Source organism: Micromonospora sp. NBC_00330 (genome assembly GCF_036136635.1).
Classification (GTDB): Bacteria; Actinomycetota; Actinomycetes; order Mycobacteriales; family Micromonosporaceae; genus Micromonospora; species Micromonospora salmantinae.
Genome location: NZ_CP108012.1, coordinates 3,572,256 through 3,589,381 on the forward strand (window position 1 = coordinate 3,572,256; position 17,126 = coordinate 3,589,381).

The 17,126-nt window shown below is 73.8% G+C and carries 16 protein-coding genes; 6 read left to right on the top strand and 10 right to left on the bottom strand.

Features of this window, described 5'->3' with window-relative positions; translation table 11 throughout:
* Window positions 1-12 precede the first annotated feature (12 nt).
* A complete protein-coding gene (locus OG598_RS16010; protein WP_328655163.1) occupies window positions 13-516 on the top strand; it encodes a hypothetical protein in 504 nt (167 codons plus the stop codon).
* Here OG598_RS16010 and OG598_RS16015 read toward each other — a convergent pair.
* Window positions 506-2,095 (bottom strand): MFS transporter, encoded by a 1,590-nt coding sequence (locus OG598_RS16015; RefSeq protein WP_328655164.1) that lies wholly within the window; start codon window positions 2,093-2,095, stop codon window positions 506-508. The genes OG598_RS16010 and OG598_RS16015 overlap by 11 nt on opposite strands.
* Before the next feature lie 82 nt (window positions 2,096-2,177).
* On the opposite strand from OG598_RS16015, the gene OG598_RS16020 reads away from it, so the two are divergent.
* Window positions 2,178-2,939 carry a TetR/AcrR family transcriptional regulator gene (locus OG598_RS16020; protein WP_328655165.1) on the top strand — a complete coding sequence of 254 codons (762 nt, stop codon included), beginning with the start codon at window positions 2,178-2,180 and terminating at the stop codon, window positions 2,937-2,939.
* 10 nt (window positions 2,940-2,949) lie between these two features.
* Window positions 2,950-3,984 (top strand): helix-turn-helix domain-containing protein, encoded by a 1,035-nt coding sequence (locus OG598_RS16025; RefSeq protein WP_328655166.1) that lies wholly within the window; start codon window positions 2,950-2,952, stop codon window positions 3,982-3,984.
* Between the two features lie 154 nt (window positions 3,985-4,138).
* Here the strand turns inward: OG598_RS16025 and OG598_RS16030 are convergent, their stop codons facing one another.
* From OG598_RS16030 to OG598_RS16065, 8 genes are read right to left on the bottom strand one after another with little or no spacing between them, the layout of a single operon-like run.
* Entirely contained in the window at window positions 4,139-5,122 is a 984-nt protein-coding gene (locus tag OG598_RS16030) for a DNA topoisomerase IB (protein WP_328655167.1), read from the bottom strand.
* The gene (locus OG598_RS16035) at window positions 5,106-6,059 is read right to left on the bottom strand and encodes a glycosyltransferase family 9 protein (protein WP_328655168.1); all 954 of its coding nucleotides are present in this window, start codon (window positions 6,057-6,059) and stop codon (window positions 5,106-5,108) included. Before OG598_RS16035 ends, OG598_RS16030 begins: the two co-directional genes overlap by 17 nt.
* Window positions 6,056-6,757, bottom strand: coding sequence for an SDR family oxidoreductase (locus OG598_RS16040; protein WP_210785226.1), 702 nt, complete (start codon window positions 6,755-6,757; stop codon window positions 6,056-6,058). Before OG598_RS16040 ends, OG598_RS16035 begins: the two co-directional genes overlap by 4 nt.
* Window positions 6,754-8,214, bottom strand: a complete 1,461-nt coding sequence (locus OG598_RS16045; RefSeq protein ID WP_328655169.1) for a PfkB family carbohydrate kinase — start codon at window positions 8,212-8,214, stop codon at window positions 6,754-6,756. The genes OG598_RS16040 and OG598_RS16045 overlap by 4 nt, the downstream gene beginning before the upstream one ends.
* A gap of 40 nt (window positions 8,215-8,254) precedes the next feature.
* Entirely contained in the window at window positions 8,255-8,971 is a 717-nt protein-coding gene (locus OG598_RS16050) for a D-sedoheptulose-7-phosphate isomerase (protein ID WP_328655348.1), read from the bottom strand.
* Window positions 8,968-10,185: a glycosyltransferase gene (locus tag OG598_RS16055; RefSeq protein ID WP_328655170.1), complete on the bottom strand. Its 1,218-nt coding sequence runs from the start codon at window positions 10,183-10,185 to the stop codon at window positions 8,968-8,970. Before OG598_RS16055 ends, OG598_RS16050 begins: the two co-directional genes overlap by 4 nt.
* Window positions 10,170-11,144, bottom strand: a complete 975-nt coding sequence (locus OG598_RS16060) for a glycosyltransferase (RefSeq protein ID WP_328655171.1) — start codon at window positions 11,142-11,144, stop codon at window positions 10,170-10,172. Before OG598_RS16060 ends, OG598_RS16055 begins: the two co-directional genes overlap by 16 nt.
* Entirely contained in the window at window positions 11,141-12,817 is a 1,677-nt protein-coding gene (locus tag OG598_RS16065; RefSeq protein ID WP_442931478.1) for an HAD-IIIA family hydrolase, read from the bottom strand. Before OG598_RS16065 ends, OG598_RS16060 begins: the two co-directional genes overlap by 4 nt.
* A gap of 174 nt (window positions 12,818-12,991) precedes the next feature.
* Between OG598_RS16065 and OG598_RS16070 the strand changes: the two genes are divergently transcribed.
* From OG598_RS16070 to OG598_RS16080, 3 genes are all read left to right on the top strand, one after another.
* The gene (locus tag OG598_RS16070; protein WP_328655172.1) at window positions 12,992-13,420 is read left to right on the top strand and encodes an SRPBCC family protein; all 429 of its coding nucleotides are present in this window, start codon (window positions 12,992-12,994) and stop codon (window positions 13,418-13,420) included.
* Window positions 13,417-14,418, top strand: coding sequence for an SDR family oxidoreductase (locus OG598_RS16075; RefSeq protein ID WP_328655173.1), 1,002 nt, complete (start codon window positions 13,417-13,419; stop codon window positions 14,416-14,418). The genes OG598_RS16070 and OG598_RS16075 overlap by 4 nt, the downstream gene beginning before the upstream one ends.
* A 149-nt stretch (window positions 14,419-14,567) precedes the next feature.
* Window positions 14,568-15,335 carry a polyprenol monophosphomannose synthase gene (locus OG598_RS16080; protein WP_238682929.1) on the top strand — a complete coding sequence of 256 codons (768 nt, stop codon included), beginning with the start codon at window positions 14,568-14,570 and terminating at the stop codon, window positions 15,333-15,335.
* A 150-nt stretch (window positions 15,336-15,485) separates the two neighbouring features.
* Here the strand turns inward: OG598_RS16080 and OG598_RS16085 are convergent, their stop codons facing one another.
* Window positions 15,486-17,093: a phytoene desaturase family protein gene (locus OG598_RS16085; RefSeq protein ID WP_328655174.1), complete on the bottom strand. Its 1,608-nt coding sequence runs from the start codon at window positions 17,091-17,093 to the stop codon at window positions 15,486-15,488.
* Window positions 17,094-17,126: the final 33 nt, after the last annotated feature.

Consider the following 17,126-nt stretch of genomic DNA (forward strand, 5'->3'; position numbering starts at 1 on the left):
AGGGGCGTTGTCGTGATCGAGCAGCCGGCGTACACCGGGTTCGGTTTTTCCGACGAGGAGTGGGGGCTGCTGGTCGGCCTGCCGCAGTCGGTTCTGACCGCGGCGAGCGCCGCCGAGTCCGACGGCACCCGCCGGACCATGGCGGAGACCGCGGCCGGGCTGGAGACCATCGCCGCCGGCCGGGAGTCGGCCAGCCCGCTGGTCGCCGCCGTGGCCGGCGAGATCGTCACCCGGGTCGGTGACCCGGACACCGGCGAGGAGTTGCCGGTCATCGCGCCCGCCGACCCCGTGGCGTACATCGACGACGTGCTGCTGCGGGCCGGCGAGGCCGGCGCGTTGCTGGCGGCGCGGGTCGACGAGGGTGAGGCCGGCGCGTACAAGCACTGGCTGGTGAAGATCGCCGAGCAGGTGGTGGGCGCCGCCTCCAGCGGGGGGCTGCTGGGCATCGGCGGCGAGTCGGTCAGCGACTCCGAGCGGCGTTTCCGCGACCGGCTCGCGCACGTGCTCATCGACTGACCGACGACAGTGACGTGTCGGCCGGACCGGTCGGCTCGGCGGCCAGCGCCGCGGAGTCGGCCGGTCGGACGCCGCGCAGCGCGACCAGCGCGGTGACCGCCCCCAGCAGCATCACGGCCATGGCGGCGTACGCGGCCAGGTGCAGTCCGTCGGTGAACGCGACACCGGCGGCGTGCCGCACCGCGTCGGCCAGGTCCGCCGGCAGCCCGTGGGCGACAGCGAGCGCACCGCCCAGGGTCTCCTGGGCCGCGGCGGTGGTGTCGGCGGGCAGCCCGGCCGGCAGGCCGTCGACGATCTCCCGGCGGTAGACCGCAGCGCCCACGCTGCCCAGGATCGCCATTCCCAGCGCACCGCCCAGCTCGCTGCTGGACTCGGTCAGCGCCGACGCGACACCGGCCTGCTCGGGCGGCGCCGCGCCGAGGACCAGCTCGGTGACGAGGGACATCACCATCACCAGGCCACCCGCGTAGACACTGGCGCCGACGAGCAGCAGCCACAGCGGCGTTTCCGGGGTGACCCGGGTCAACACCACGAAGCCGACCACGGCGATGCCGAACCCCGCACCGATCAGGTACGCCCGTTCGACGCGCTGGGCCAGGGCGGCGGCGGCCGGCGCGACTCCGCCCACGGCGAGGGACGGCACGAGGCTCCACAGCGCCGCCCGCAGCGGGCTCAGGCCGAGCACCAGTTGGAGGTGCTGGGTGGTGAAGATGGCGAAGCCGACGATGGCGAACATCGCCAGCAGGTTGACAGCGAGCGACCCGGCGAAGCCGCGACGGCGGAACAGCGCGAGGTCGACCATCGGGTACGCCCGGGTCCGCTGTCGGTGCAGGAAGAGCGCCCCCACCAGCAGACCGCCGACGATGGCCAGGACCCGCACCGGGCTGAGGCCGTCGCGGGCCATCTCCTTGATGCCGTAGATCACTGGCAGCAGCGCGCCGAGCGACAGTGCCGCGCTGACCAGGTCGAACCGCCCGGTGGCCGGGTTGCGGAACTCGGGCACCAGGAGCGGCACGAGCAGGAGCAGCATCAGCATCGCCGGGATGTTGATCAAGAAGATCGAGCCCCACCAGAAGTGCTCCAGCAGGATGCCGCTGAGCACCGGGCCGATCGCGATGCCACCGGTGAGGGTGGCGGTCCAGATGCCGATGGCGGTCCCGCGCTGCTTGGCGTCGTGGAACATGTTGCGCACCAGGGCCAGCGTCGAGGGCATCAGGGTGGCCCCGCCGACGCCGAGCACGGCACGCGCGGCGATCAGCGTCGCGGTGCTGTCGGCGTACGCGGCCAGCAGCGACGCCGCCCCGAACGCGGTGGCGCCGATCAACAGGAGCCGACGTCGACCGATCCGGTCACCCAGAGCGCCCATGGTGATGAGCAGCCCGGCCAGCACGAAGCCGTAGATGTCGAAGATCCATAGCTGCTCGGTGGCGGTGGGGCGCAACTCCGCGCTGATGAACGGGACGGCGAAGTAGAGCACCGACACGTCCATCGAGACCAGGAGCAGCGGCAGCATCAGCACCGTGAGCCCGATCCACTCCCGCCGGCCCGCTCGGGGTGTCGGTGTGGTGGTGATCGTCATGACCAGTTCTCCTTCTGCGTATGTCGTACGCTGTTATGCGTAGACCATACGCAGAACTAGGATGGCGGGGCAAGGAGGAAATGTGGCGGCGAAGACAGACGACAGCGGGCCCGTACTCCCGGCGTCCATCGAGAGCGCGTGGGGGCTGCGGGAACGGCCACCCAAGGGCCCCCGGCCGGGAATGAGCGTGCCCGCCATCGTGGACGCCGCCGTCCGCGTGGCCGACGCCGACGGCCTGGCGGCAGTCTCGATGAGCCGGGTGGCCAAGGAGTTGGGCGCCGCGACCATGGCCCTCTACCGGTACGTCGGCTCGAAGGACGAGCTGCTCATGCTCATGGTGGACACCGGGTACGGCCCATCCCCCGGGCCGCCCGCGCCGGAGGACGACTGGCGCGCCGCCCTCACCCGATGGGCCTGGGCCGAGCACGAGGCGCTGCGGCAGCGGTCCTGGCTGCTGCACGTGCCGATCAGCGGCCCACCGATCACCCCGCAGCAGCTCGGCTGGATGGAGGACGGGCTGCGCTGCCTCGACGGCACCACGCTCGGCGAGAGCGAGAAGATGTCGGTGCTCCTGCTGATCACCGGGTACGTCCGCAACGAGGCCACCCTCACCTCGCAGATCGCCGAGGGCAGCCGGGCGGCCGGCGTCGAGCCCAGCGAGATGATGCCGGCGTACGGTCGGCTGGTGGCCCGGCTCATCGACCCGGCCCGTTTCCCCGCGCTGCACCGGGTGCTGAGCGCCGGCGTGCTCTACCAGGACGACGACCCTGACGACGAGTTCGTCTTCGGCCTGGACCGGATCCTCGACGGCGTCGAGGCGCTGATCCAGCGTCGAGCGGGCTGAGGGAGCACCGATGCTGCCACGAGACACCATCGACACCACGGTCCTGCCACCGGGCGAACGGTTCGGCATGTGGCTGGACCTGATCGCGCGCACCTCGGTGCCGCTGCGCATGCGCTCCGCGCACAGCGACGACTTCGCCGCCCGGGCCAGCTTCATCGCGCTCGGCCCGATCGAGCTGGCGCAGTACGAGTACCCGTCGCTTGACGCCACCCGGACCCCGAAGCTGGTCCGTCAGTCCGACCCGGGGTTGTACATCCTCGCCCTCACCACAGGCGGCATCGGCACGTCCAGCCAGGACGGTCGCCGCAGCGAGATCCTGGCCGGCGAGTTCACCTTCTACGACGCGTCCCGGCCGCACGACGTGTGCCACCACGCGACCGAGCCGGAGCAGCACCAGGCCACGTCGATCGTCACGATGATCCCGCACGCCGCGCTGCCACTGCCACCACAGCGGATGGCCGCGCTCTACGGCGGCCGGATGTCCGGCAGCGAGGGGATCGGGGCGCTGCTGGCGCAGTTCCTGCTCCAGGTGACCGGGCACCCCGAGCAGTACCATGCCGCCGACGCCAGCCGGCTCGGCGCGGTGGGACTGGACCTGGCCACCACCATGCTCGGCCGGCACCTCGTCGCCGAGGACGCCGTGCCGACCGAGGTCCGCCGCCGGGCACTGCTCACCCAGGTGCAGTCGTACATCCACCGCCACCTCGGCGACGCGACACTCGGCCCGCAGGTCGTCGCCGACGCCCACCACATCTCGGTGCGGTCCCTGCACCGGTTGTTCGAGGCCGAGGACGCCACTGTGGCGTCGTACATCCGGGACATGCGGCTGGCCCGGTGCCGGCGCGACCTGACCGACCCGGCGCTGCGCAACCAGCCCGTGCAGACCGTCGCGGCACGGTGGGGATTTCCCGATAAGGCCCATTTCAGCAGGGCATTCCGGGCCGCGTACGGCACCACAGCGCAGGAACATCGCGACAATGCCTCGGATGTGGCGCGGATCGTCAACCGCCAGGCGTCCACGGTCAACTCGCTGCCGGCAGACTGACACCAACGCGGCCGACCATCGCCTGGTGGGCCGCCAACGGGGGCCGTGGCGAGGCGCCCGCCGCGCGAGCGGCGGGCGGCCGCCCGGTGGCACCCCGCTGACGCCGAGGCTCCGGCTCCGTCGCGCTTCCCCCCAGAATCGCCGACGGGGCCGGTCAGGCCCCTTCCAGCAGCTTCAGGACGACCTGCTCGGCCTCCTCGCGAGGCGCCTGCGGATCCACCGACGCCACCACCCCGTCGTGGTAGAGGTCGACCACCCGGGGGTCCACGTAGGACGCGCGAGCCACCGTCGGCGTGTTGCCCAGCAGCTCTGCCACCTCACGCATCACGGCGACCACAGCCTTACGCCGGGCGGTCACCGAGCGGGCCGGGCCGGCGGTGGCCAGTTCGGTGGCCGCGAGCACAGTGGCGTGCCAGGTGCGGAAGTCCTTCGCTGTCATCTCCCCACCGCTGGCGTCGCGCAGGTAGCCGTTGACCTCGTCGCTGCGCACGTCGCGCCACTCCCTGCCGTCCCAGTAGCCGAACAGCCGCTCCGCCCGTCGCCGACGACGGCGCAGATTCACCAGCACCTGGCACAGCTCCGGGTCCTCGATCCGGCGTACCTGTTCGATGCCCCCCTTGGCGGGAAACACGAACACCACGCAGCCGCGCCGCGACCGGGCATGCTCGGGGCGCAGGGTGGACACCCCGTACGTCGGGTCGTCGCCGTTCGCGTACTGGTCGCTCCCGACCCGGAACATCCCCATGTCCAGCAGGCGGGTCACCGTCGCCAGCACCCGGTCCCGGCCCAGTCCACTGCCATCCAGGTCGCGCCCCACCCGCTCGCGCAGCGCCGGCAGCCGCCGGGCCACCTCCAGCATGTGGTCGAACTTCGCCTCGTCCTGCTTCTCCCGCCACTGCGGGTGATAGATGTACTGCTTGCGCCCGGCCGCGTCGATCCCGATCGCCTGGATGTGCCCGTTCGGGTGCGGCGCGATCCACACGTCCTGCCAGGCCGGCGGGATGACCAACTCCCGCAGCCGGGCCAGGACATCCGGATCCCGCACCGGAGCCCCGGACGGGTCGACGAAGAGCCAACCCCGCCCGCGCCGACGCCGTCCGTACCCCGGTCGACCCGGGTCGCTACGCCGCAACCGCACCGGAGACCCGCACCACCCTCTCCACCTCGGCCACTGCGGCCAGCACCTCGTCGAGGCGCAGAGCCGCCATCGTCGGGTGGCTTCCTACCCCGTCCCACCTGGGCCAATCCGCCTCGCCGGCCCAGAGCACCCGGTGCCGAGGCCGGTCCGGTGGTGGCCCCCAGTGCGCCGGTGGCACCGGCCCGAAGAGGACGACCGACGGGGTGCCGTATCCGGTGGCCAGGTGGGCGACACCGGTGTCCCCGCTGACCACCAGCCGGGCGTCGGCCACCAGCGCGGCGAGCGCGCCGAGGTCGGTCCGGCCGGCCAGCACGGCGTCCGAGCTCAGGCCCGCCGCCTCGGCCACCCGGGCCGCCAACGCCCGTTCGTCGGCCGAGCCGGTGAGCAGTACCCGGTGCTCCTGGTCGGTGAGTGCCCGGGCCAGCGCGGCGAACCGTTCGGCGGGCCACCGCTTGGCCGGGATCTTGCTGCCCGGGTGCAGCACTGTGACACCGCTGGGCGTCCCCGCCGAAGCCTGCCGACGCAGGGTGAGGTCAGCGCGGTCGGCCGGAATGTCGTACCAGGACAGCAGCCGGCACCACCGGTCCACCTCGTGCTCGTCGACTGCCCAGCGCGGGCCGTCGGCGCAGCCGGCGTCCGGGCTGGCGAAGGCGAGCAGCCGACCGGGCCGGGTGGCCGCGAGCAGCCGGTGCGACTGCGGGCCACGCCCGTGCAGGTTGACAGCGATCCGCGGGGCCGACCCCACCCGGATTGGGCGATCCAGCCCCACGGTGTCCACCAGCCGGTCGACGCCACCGACCAGGTCGACAAGCGGGGCCAGCCAGCCGGGCGCGGCGAGGGCCAGCTCCCGCGCCGGGTACGCGGCCCGCAGCGCCCGCAGCGCGGGCACCGCGGTCACCAGATCGCCGACGCCGAGGGCGCGCAGCACGAGGATCACGGGTACGACGTCTCCTGCTCGGCGCAGACCACCATCTCGCGCACCGCGCAACCGGGCGGCTGGTTGAGCGCGAACATGATCGCGGCGGCGGTGTCGGCGGGCTCGTTGAGGTTCGCGTCCGGCCCCGGCTTGTACTGCGGGTCACGTTCGTCGAAGAACGCGGTGCGCATCCCACCCGGAATGAGCAGGGTGACGCCGACCTGACCGGCCAGCTCGGCGGCGAGGGCTCGGGTGAACCCCACCACGCCGAACTTCGCCGCGCAGTACGCGGTGGCGTCGCTGACCGCCTTGACGCCCAGGGTGGAGGCGACGGTGACGATGCGGCCCCGGGACGTCAGCAGGAACGGCAGCGCGGCCCGGATCACCGCCGCGGTGGCCAGCAGGTCGACGGCGACGATCCGGTCCCAGGTCTCCCCCGGCAGGTCGGCGAGTCGGCCCGGCACGTCGGTTCCGGCGGCGGTCACCACCGCGTCCAGGCCACCGGCCTGCTCGGCGAGGTGCTGGGTGGCCACCTCGGCGGCCCGCGTGTCGGCCAGGTCGCACTCGGTCCAGGACACCCCGTCGGCCGGCGGCTGCCGGTCCAGCACGAGCGGTCGGCCACCGGAGGCGGCCACCGCGGCGACCACCGCGGCGCCGAGGCCGCTTGCGCCGCCGGTGACCAGGACTGTGGGCCCGGCACCGGGCCGCGTGGCGGTCATCGGGTCCGCTCCGCAACCGTGCGGACGATCAGGTCGGTGGTGGAACGACCGTCCAGATAGGGCACCACGACGGTGTTCCCACCCCAGCGGCGCAGGACCTCCGCCTCCGGCAGGGTGCCGCTCGCGTCCCCACCGCCGGTGGCGTAGTCGCCGCCCTTGACCCACACGTCGGGGCGTACCCAGGACAGCGCCGTCTCCGGGGTCGGCTCGTCGAAGACGAGGACCGCGTCGACGCAGCTCAGCGCGGCCAGCAGTCGGGCGCGGTCGCCTTCGGACTGCACCGGCCGGTCCGGCCCCTTCAACCCGGCCACGCTGGCGTCGGAGTTCAGGCAGACGATCAGGCAGTCGCCGAGCTGCCGGGCCGCCTCCAGGGTGGCCACGTGCCCGGCGTGCAGGAGGTCGAAGCAACCGCCGGTCGCCACCACAGTGCCACCTGCGGCGCGTACCTCACCCAGGAGCGTGGCGACAGCGGCGACTCCCACCCGGTCGGCCACCACAGCACCTCGTGGTACCGGCTGGAGGGCTCGCGGCCCCGGCGCGCTCCTGACCCGCACCGTGGGCGCCGACGGAGGCAGCGCCGTGGCCACTCCCCCACCGGCCACGTACGCGGACGCCTCGGCGACCGCCACCTGCACCGCCTCGGAGACCAGCGCGCCCTGGGCCAGTGCGAGGCTGGCCGCCGCAGCGAACCGGTCGCCGGCACCACAGGTGTCCCCCTCGGCGCTACCCGGCGTCGGCACCACCAGCGGCGTCGACCCGGCGTGGCAGAGCAGCGCGCCGTCGCCGCCCAGCGTCACCGCGACAGCGCCGGCCCGCCAGCGCCGCCGTAGCCCCTGGGCGCCCCGGGACGCGGTGGCCAGTCGGGAGGCGCCGGGCAGCGCGGGGACCAGCTCGCGCACCTCGGACTCGTTCGGGGTGGCCAGGTGTACGCCGGGCACGGCCGCCGGGCCGCGCGGATGCGGGTCCCACACCACCGGCGCGCGGGTGGCGGCCAACGCGTCGCGCAGCGCGGGCTGCCGGGCCACCCCCCGGCCGTAGTCGCTGACCAGCACCGCCGACGCCGCGGCGATCACCCGGAGCACCTCGTCGGAGGGCTGACCCGGCTCCCCGGACGTGCCGCCCCGGTCGTGGCGCAGCAGCACCCGCCCCCGGGCCCGCAGCCGGATCTTCTCGGGGGTCGCGCCGGAGAGGGCCAGTGGATACACCTGCACGCCGGCGGCGGCGAGCAACGCGCTCAGTCGGGCACCGCCGGCGTCGTCGGCGAGCGCTGTCACCAGCACCACCTCGGCGCCCTGCGCGGCGGCGAACACCGCCGCCAGCCCGGCGCCCCCCGGGCGGTCGGTGGCCACTGTCTCGTCGAGCACCGGCACCGGGGAGTCTGGGCAGAGCCGGTTCACCACACCTTCCACATCCCGGTCGAGCAGGGTGTCCCCGAGCACCACCACCGGTCCCCTCACGCTTGCCTCCTCATCCTCGCGCGTCGACCTGCTGTCCGGCTCACGCGTCGACCTGCTGTCCGGGCCCGCCGTCGAGCACCACCTCGACCCCGGTACGCACCGGCGCAGGGCTCAGCCGACCGGCCGGTGCGGGCTCCCCCGGCACTGGGTGGACGACCGCCGGGTCGGCGACTGCCCCCTGCGCGGCGGGCAACTCCTGTTCGAGGTACTCGCAGAGCAGATGACTGGTCACCAGGTGCAGCTCCTGGACGACCTGGGTGTCCGGGGACGCGACGGCCAGCACGTCGTCGCACGCGTCGGCGAGCGGGTTGGGGGCGGCGCCGGTGAGCGCCCAGGTGGTCACCCCGACGTCGCGGGCCGCCTGCGCGGCGGCGACCAGGTTGGGGCTGGTTCCGCTGGTGCTCAGCAACAGCAGGATGTCGCCCGGGCGGCCGTGGGCGCGCACCTGGCGGGCGTACACGTCGGTGTAGCCGTAGTCGTTGGCGATGGCGGTGAGCGCGCTCGTCTCGGCGTGCAGCGCGATCGCGGACAGCGGCTGACGGTCGTCGTGCAGCTTGCCGACCAGCTCGGCGGTGAGGTGCTGGGCTTCGGCGGCGCTGCCGCCGTTGCCGGCCACCAGCAGGCGACCCCCGGCGGCCAGCCGGTGGGCCAGGTCCGCGCCCCAGCGCGCCAGCTGTCGCTCACACCGCCGGTACGGCACCAGCGCCGCCGCGAGATTCGTCAGGTGGGTGTCGAGCAGGCTGCCCGTCGGCATCAGGCCACCACCCGGGTCGGACGGCGCACGGCGGCCACCTCGCTGTAGACCCCGACCAGCCGCTCGGCGGTGGCCGCCCACGAGTACCGGTCCCGGGCCCGCTCACGCGCCGCCGTCGCGTACGCGAAGCGCCTGATCCGGTCGTCGAGCAACCCCTGGATCGCGGTGGCCAGCGCGCGCGGGTCCCGGGCCGGCACGAGGTCACCGGTCGTCCCGTCGACAACTGTGTCCCGGATACCGCCCACGGCAGTGCCGACGACCGGCACCCCACAGGCCATCGCCTCCAGCGGGGTCAACCCGAACGGCTCGTACCAGGGCGCGGCGACCAGCAGGTCCGCCGAGCGGTACCAGCGGCCCATCTCCTCCCGAGGCACCGCTCCGACCAGGTGCACCCGGTCGGCCACCCCGCACGACTCGGCGAGGGCCCGCAGCCGGCGGGCGTACGGGTCGGTCTCCAACAGCCCCTCGGGTGGGCCGCCGACGACCACGCACTCGGCGTCCGGGACCAGCGCCATCGCGCGGATCACGGTCTGGAAGCCCTTGCGCTCGACCAGCCGACCCACTGTGAGGATGCGGGCCCGTCCCGGTTCCCGGTCGGCGGCCGGCCCGAGCGGGGCGAAGGTGGCGAGGTTGACCCCGGAGGGCACCACCGTCATCCGGGACCGGGGCACACCCATCCGGACCAGCTCGCCCACCTCGTCGCGGCACTGCGCGACGATCCGGTCCACCGAGCGGCCCAGCTCCCGCTCGTAGGAGACCCGCCGGGCCGGGCTGGTGTCCTGCACACCCTGGTAGCGGCGCTTCACGGTGCCCAGCGCGTGGTACGTCTGCACCACCGGCACCCCGGTCTGCCGGCCGGCGGTCAGCCCGGCCAGGCCGCTCATCCAGAAGTGCGCGTGGATCACCTCGGGCACCCAGTCGCCGCCACGCCACCGCTCGATCAGCCAGTTGCTGAAGTCCCGCATGTGCGGCAGCAGCGCGTCCTTGGCCACCGGCTCGGCCGGACCGGCCGGCACGTGCACCACGTCGTACCCGTCCGGGCTGCGGACGGTCACCGGCAGGTCGGGCGCGTCGCGGCGGGTGTAGACCCGCACCTCGTGCCCGGCGGCGGCGAGCGCGGCGGACAGCTCCGCGACGTGCGTGTTCTGGCCGCCGGCATCCTCCCCTCCGAGGACGGCGAGCGGGCTGGCGTGCTCCGAGATCATCGCGATCCGCATACTTCCTCCTCCAGCAGCCGGTCCCAGTCAGCGAGGAAACGGTCGAGGCCGTACCTGTCGCGCGCGGCGGTTCGCGCCGCCGCTCCGGCCTGCCGCGCGGTAGCCGGTTCGGTGATGAACCGGCGGGCGGCGTCGAGCAGGGCGTCGGTCCGGGTGGCGAGCGCCCCCGCCTCCGGGGGCACCGCCATCACCGCCTCGGTGGTGGCGAGCGCGACGACCGGCATGCCGATCGACATCGCCTCGATGAGGCTCAGCCCGAGGGAGGTCCACCGGCACAGGTGCAGGTACGCCCTGCGCCGGGCCAGTTCGGCGTGCATCCGCTCCTGGGGCACGTCGTCGTGGCTGGTCAGCCGGTCGGCGGGCAGCCCGAGGTGGTCGGCCAGGCCGGCGACGCCCATGCCGAACACGTCCAGCGGCGCGATCTCGGCGAACTGGGGCAGCAGGTCGGTGCCGGTGACCCGACCTCGCCGTACCGGCTCGTTGATCACCACGGCGAGCCGGTCCAGCTCGCCCGTGTACGACGCGGAGGGAGCGACGATGCCGTGGTCGACCACTGTGGTGCGGGTGGCGCCGGTGTCCCAGAAGATCTGGTTGAACCCGGTGACGTGGGCGATGAGCAGGTCGTCGCGGTCGGCCATCGGGTGGCGGGTGTTCGGCACGTCGCCCTTGGGGGTGTTGTGCTCGACGTAGATCGCGGGAAGGTCGCGGCCGGGGCGGCGACGAAGCCACTGCTCGGCCCGGTCGATCTCCTCGGGGCGTTGCAGGATGACCAGGTCGACGTCAGCGCTCGGCAACTCCTCCGGGCTGACCTCGACAGCGCTGTCCGGCCACGGGTAGGTGCGGGCCCGGCCGAGGCCGTACGGGCCGCGGTCGGGTGTGGTGGGAATCAGGTAGCGATGGCTGCCGTGCACGAACGACGTGGTCCAGGAGCCGTGCACGTGCCAGAGCAGGATGTTCATCGGCCGCCACCACCGCTGACGGCGAGGATCCGGAGCGCGTCGACCACGTCGCCCGGTTCGACGCCACTGAGGCAGGGGTGCCCGGGGACCGGGCAGCTGGCCGCCCGGGTGTCCCGGCAGGGAGCGGCGGCGTCGCCGAGCCGGACGGTGGGCACCCGGTAGGGCCCCCACTGGCCGAACGGGACGGTCGGCGCGAAGAGACTCACCACCGGCACACCGGCGGCGGCCGCCAGGTGCGCGGGCCCGGTGTTGCCGACCACCACCGCGCTGGCGTCCGCGACGATCGCGGCCAGCCCGGCCAGGTCGGTGCGGCCGCCCAGGTCGGTGCCGCCGGCCGCGGCGACCCGGGCGGTGACCGCGCGCTCGTCCGGGCCGCCGGTCACCAGCACCCGGTGCCCGGCGTCGGCCAACGCCCCGACGATCCGGGTGGCCACCTCGGGCGGGCAGGCCCGGCTCGACGCGGCCGACCCGGGGTGCAGCACCACGTACCCGGGATCGCCGAGGTCGGCCGGACGCGGCGGCACGGCGTCCCGGCGAAGCCGCAGGACCGGTTCGTCACCGTCGGGCAGCTGATGGCCGGCGGCGGCAGCCAGGGAGAGGGCACGTTCGGGTTCGGGGACGCCCACCGGCACCCGGTGCCGGATGTCCAGCAGCGAACCCGGATAGTCGTCGCTGATCGCCGCGATCCGGTCGATCCCCGCCATTCGCAACAGCAGCGCCAGCGGCAGGGCGGACTGGTGGAACGAGGTGAACACCACCGCCTGGTCCGCGCCGACCGCGCCCAGCCGCGCGGTCAGGCTCCGCATGGCCTCCGGGTCGACCGGCCCCGGCGCGGGGTCGATCCACGGCAGCGGATGCTCGATGATCTCGTCGACGCCGGGCAACAGGTTGGCGGCGGCCCGGCCGCGCGGCCCGCACAGCAGCACCACCCGCTCCGCTCCGGCCGCGACGGCGCGGATCGCCGGGCCGGTGACCAGCACGTCCCCCGCCGAGTCCGAGCGGACCACGAGTGCCGTCCGTACCGGTTCGGTGGGCGGGGTCGAGGGCTGCACTGCCTGTTGGCGGCGCAGGATCTCCGCCACCGCCGCCGGCAGATCGGTGGCCGTCCATCCGGCGGCGGCGACCTCCTCCGGCCGGGTCACCGGGGTGGGCACCAGCACCCCCGCGGCCCCGGCGGCCATGGCGGCGCCGACGTCCCGGCCGATGTCGCCCACGAGTACGCAGCGGGACGGCGTCGTGCCCAGCTCCCGGGCGGCGGCGTACACCAGACCGGGCGCCGGCTTGCGGCAGTCACAGCCGTCGGCGTCGTCGTGCGGGCAGACCAGCCACGCGTCGAACCGGCCCAGCAGCTCCTCGACGCGGGCGTGCACCGCGCGCATCTGCTCACCGGTGAAGTAGCCCCGGGCCAGGCCCGACTGATTCGTGACGACCGCCAGCCGCAGCCCGGCCGCGCGCAGCCGGTCCAGCGCCGCCCGCGCGCCCGGCACCGGCCGCACCTTCTCCGGGTCGCCGTTGTACGGCACGTCCTCGATCAGGGTGCCGTCGCGGTCCAGCAGCACCGCGTCGTAGAGCACCGCTCGAGGGCTTGCGACAGACCCGGGACCGGCGCGGTCAGCAGCGGCATATACCGGGGCTGACCTGCGCTGATACGGATCCTCCTGGTCCTGTCGCACAGCCGGCGGGTTCCCTGCGCCCCGAGGAGTAAACGTCGTCGTCGAGGGGGTGGGCAAGCGTCGCCGGCGGTGCCCCGGGTCGGCCTTACCCGCCGTCCGAGAGAAGCTAACCCGGTCAGCCGTTAGCCCGTGCCGTGCTCCGGGTATGGGATCCCGGTGGCGATTGTGGAGAAAGTGATCGACGCTCCCCCGGAGCAGGTGTTCGACGTGCTCGCCGACGGATGGACGTACAGCGACTGGGTGGTGGGCACCGCACACGTGCGGGACGTGGACGACGCCTGGCCCCGGGTGGGCAGCCAACTGCACCACCGGGCCGGGCCGTGGCCGTTCTCCTTGCAGGACGCGTCGACGGTGCTGGTCTGCGAGCCGCCGCACCGGCTCGTGCTCAAGGCCGGGCTCTGGCCGGCGGGCGAGGCGATAGTGGCCTTCACCCTCCAACCCGTCGGCGACGGCGCCACCCGGGTGCGCCTCGGGGAGGACTTCGCGGCAGGCCCGCTGCGGTGGGTCCACAACAAGATCAACGATTTGGTGCTGCACCGGCGTAACCGGGAGACGCTGGCCCGTCTCGCGGACATCGCCACCCGACAGAAGGGGTCAGCGTGACCCGGACCGTTGTGGTGACCGGCGCGAGCGCCGGCGTCGGACGGGCCGTCGCCCACGCGTACGCGGCACGCGGCGCCCGGCTGGCGCTGCTGGCTCGGGGCGAGGCGGGTCTGGTCGCCGCCGAGCGGGAGTGTCGACTGCGCGGCGCGACCGACGTTCGGGTGTACCGGGTCGACGTGGCCGACGCGGGCGCTGTGCAACAGGCCGCCGACGACGTGGTGCACCGCTGGGGCGGCATCGACGTGTGGATCAACAACGCGATGGCGTCCGTGTTCGCGCCGGCCTGGGAGATCCCGGCGCGCGAGTTCCGTCGGGTCACCGAGGTCACCTACCTGGGCACTGTGCACGGCACCCTCGCCGCGCTGCGGCACATGCGGGCGCACGGGCGGGGCACGATCGTGCAGGTGGGCTCGGCGTTGGCCTACCGGGGGATCCCGCTGCAGTCGGCGTACTGCGCGAGCAAGCACGCCGTCCAGGGGTTCAACGACTCGTTGCGCGCCGAGCTGCTGCACGACTGCCCGGCTGTGAAGTTGTCGATGGTGCAGCTGCCCGCTGTCAACACCCCACAGTTCTCCTGGGTTCGCACCCGACTCCCCCGGCATCCGCAGCCGGTGCCGCCGATCTTCACTCCGGAGCTGGCCGCCCGGGCCATCGTCTGGGCCGCCGACCGCGGCACCAGGGAGCTGAACGTGGGTGGCCCGACCTGGCAGGCGCGCGTGGGCGACGCCCTGTTCCCCGGCCTGCTGGACCGGAAGCTGGCCCGCGACGGCTACGACAGCCAGCAGACCGGTGAGAACATCGATCCGGCGACCTGGCGGGACAACCTGGATCACCCCGGCGATGCGGACACGGACCGGGGCACTGCTGGTGTGTTCCGCGAACAGGCGCGAGACCGTTCCGCGGCGCTCTGGGTCGGCACGCACAAACCGGCGCTCTCCGGTGTCGCGCTCGCCGTCGCGGCGCTCGCCCTCACCGCTGTCGCTCGCCGTCGGCGCTGACCGAAACAAGCCTCTGACCAGGGGTTCGATGCCCGCAAGCGGTAGGCGGAGAGGGTCCGCAACGCCCGGAAGGGGTGCCTCCCTCGGACCGAATCCGGGAACTAGATACCCTTTCCATGACCCTTGTCCGCAAACCGAGGATGACCGACATGATCAAGCCGGTGCAGTTGCCGTCGCCGTGGCGGGACGCACGCCTGACCGTCGTCGTGCCCACCTACAACGAGGCGGGCAATCTCCCGACGCTGGTCGAGCGACTGCTCGCGCTGCCACTGCCGGGGCTGCGCATCCTCGTCGCCGACGACAACTCCCCCGACGGCACCGGGGAGGTGGCCGACAAGCTGGCCATCGAGCACCCCGACCGGATCGAGGTCGTGCACCGCGCCGGCAAGGAGGGCCTCGGCCGGGCGTACGTGGACGGGATGACCCGGGCGATCGAGGGCGGCGCCGAGTACGTGGCGCAGATGGACGCCGACCTCTCGCACCCGCCAGAGGCGCTGCCGGGGATGCTCGGCGCGCTGCTCTCCACCCAGGCCAGCGTGGTGATCGGTTCCCGGTACGTCCCGGGCGGCGAGCTGGACGAGAACTGGCCGCTCTACCGCCGGGCGCTCAGTGGCTGGGCCAACCTCTACGTGCACACCCTGCTGCGGGTGCGCATCCGGGACCTCACCGCCGGCTTCAAGATCTGGCAGGCCGAAGCCCTACGCGACATCGACCTGGAGCGGGTGCAGTCCAACGGCTACAGCTTCCAGGTGGAGATGCACTACCTCGCCACCAAGCTGGGGCACACCATCCTGGAGGTGCCGATCCGCTTCGAGGAGCGGCGCGACGGCGTCTCCAAGATGACCACCGCGACCAAGGTGGAGAGCGCGCTCATGCCCTTCCGCCTCCGCAGCAAACACCGCAACATCACCCGCTAACCCACCCCACCCCACCCCACCCCCACCCCCACCCCGCCTGGGTGATCAAGAGGTTTGCGTCGCCAGCACCGGCGAATCTGACGCAAACCTCTTGATCACCGGGAGCCTGGGTGGGAGCCAAGGTGGGTGGGTGGTGGGTGGGGGCGGCGGTTAGTCGGGGTAGATGGCGCGGTGGGCGGTGGAGATGGCTGCGGCGTAGGCGCGGCCGGTGAGCGCCCGGTCGCGGGCCAGCGCGGCTCGGGCCGCGTTCGCGCCCGGCGCGCCGTGCACGCCGCCGCCGGGGTGCGCCGACGCGCTGGCCAGGAAGAGCCGGTCCACCGGGGTGTCCGCCCGACCCAGGCCAGGGATCGGGCGCAGGAAGAGCTGCTGGTACGCGGCGGCGGTCCCGCCGCCGAGTGCGCCACCGACAAGGCTCGGGTTGCCCTTCTCCAGGTCGGCCGGCCCGGCCACGTGTCGGCCCACGATCAGCTTCCGGAAACCCGGGGCCGCCGCCTCCAGCACGTCCTCCATCCGCTGCACGTGCCCGGCGACCTCCTCGGCCCGCCAGTTCCGCCGGAACGGCAGATGGGTGTACGACCAGAGCGACTCGGTGCCCGGCGGGGAGTGGCTAGGGTCCGCCACCGACATCTGCCCGACCAGCAGGAACGGGTCGCGGGGCAGCTCGCCACGGGCCAACTCGCTGGCGTAGTGGGTGAGCCCGTTCAGGTCCGCGCCGAGGTGCACGGTGCCGGCGCCGGCCACCTGCCGGTTCGTCCAGGGCACCGGCGCGGAGAGCGCCCAGTCCACCTTCAGCGTGGAGCCGTCCCACCGGAAGTGCGCCAGGTCCTCCACCAGCCGGGACGGCAGTGCCGCCGCGCCGACCAGGTCGAGGTAGAGCGCCGGCGCCGGCACGTCGGCGAGGACGGCCCGCCGGGCCCGCCACAGCGCGCCGCCGACGGTCCGGACCCCCATCGCGCGGCCCCGGGCGGTCAGCACCCGCTCGGCCCGGGCACCGTAGATGATCGTCCCGCCGCGCCCCTGCAACCGATCCACCAGCGCGTTGGTGATCTGCTGCGCGCCACCGTCGGGCACCGGCCAGCCGACCTGCTGGCCGAGCATGGCCAGCAGCCAGCCGTACACCCCGGAGCCGGCCTCCTCCGGGGAGAGGTCGGTGTGCAGGGCGCAGCCGGCCAGCAGGGCCGGCCCGCCGGGACCGTCGAAGAGTTCGTCGCCAAGTTTGCGGACCGGTACGACCAGGCGGCGCGCGAGTCGCAGCGCGCCGGCGACGCGCAACCGACGCAGCAGACCCAGCCCGCCGCGTACCGGCGGAAACGGCGAGGTGATCGCCTCCAGCATCGGCTCGGCCACGTCGAGCCAGTCGGTGTACGCGTTGAGCCAGCGCTTACCGTCCCCGGGGGCGAACTGCTCCAGCGACGCCGCCGTGACGTCCGGATCCCGATTGATCACCGCGGCTCGACCGTCCGGCAGCAGGTGCGCCAGCACGTCCGGCGAGTGCCGCCAGGACAGCCCCTGTCGACCCAGGTCCAGGCCGCCCAGCACCGGCGAGGCGTACCCGAGGGGGTAGAACGAGCTGTAGAGGTCGCTCAGGTAGCCGGGCGCGGTGACCTCGGCGGAGCGGACCGCGCCGCCGGGCACCGCCGTCGCCTCCAGCACCACCACGTCCCAGCCGGCGTCGGCCAGCAGGTTGGCCGCCACCAGGCCGTTGTGCCCGGCGCCGACGACGACGGCGTCCGCGCTCTGCGCGGTGGTGGTTGTCATCGGATCCGCCTACCCGGCGCGCAACCGGGCGAA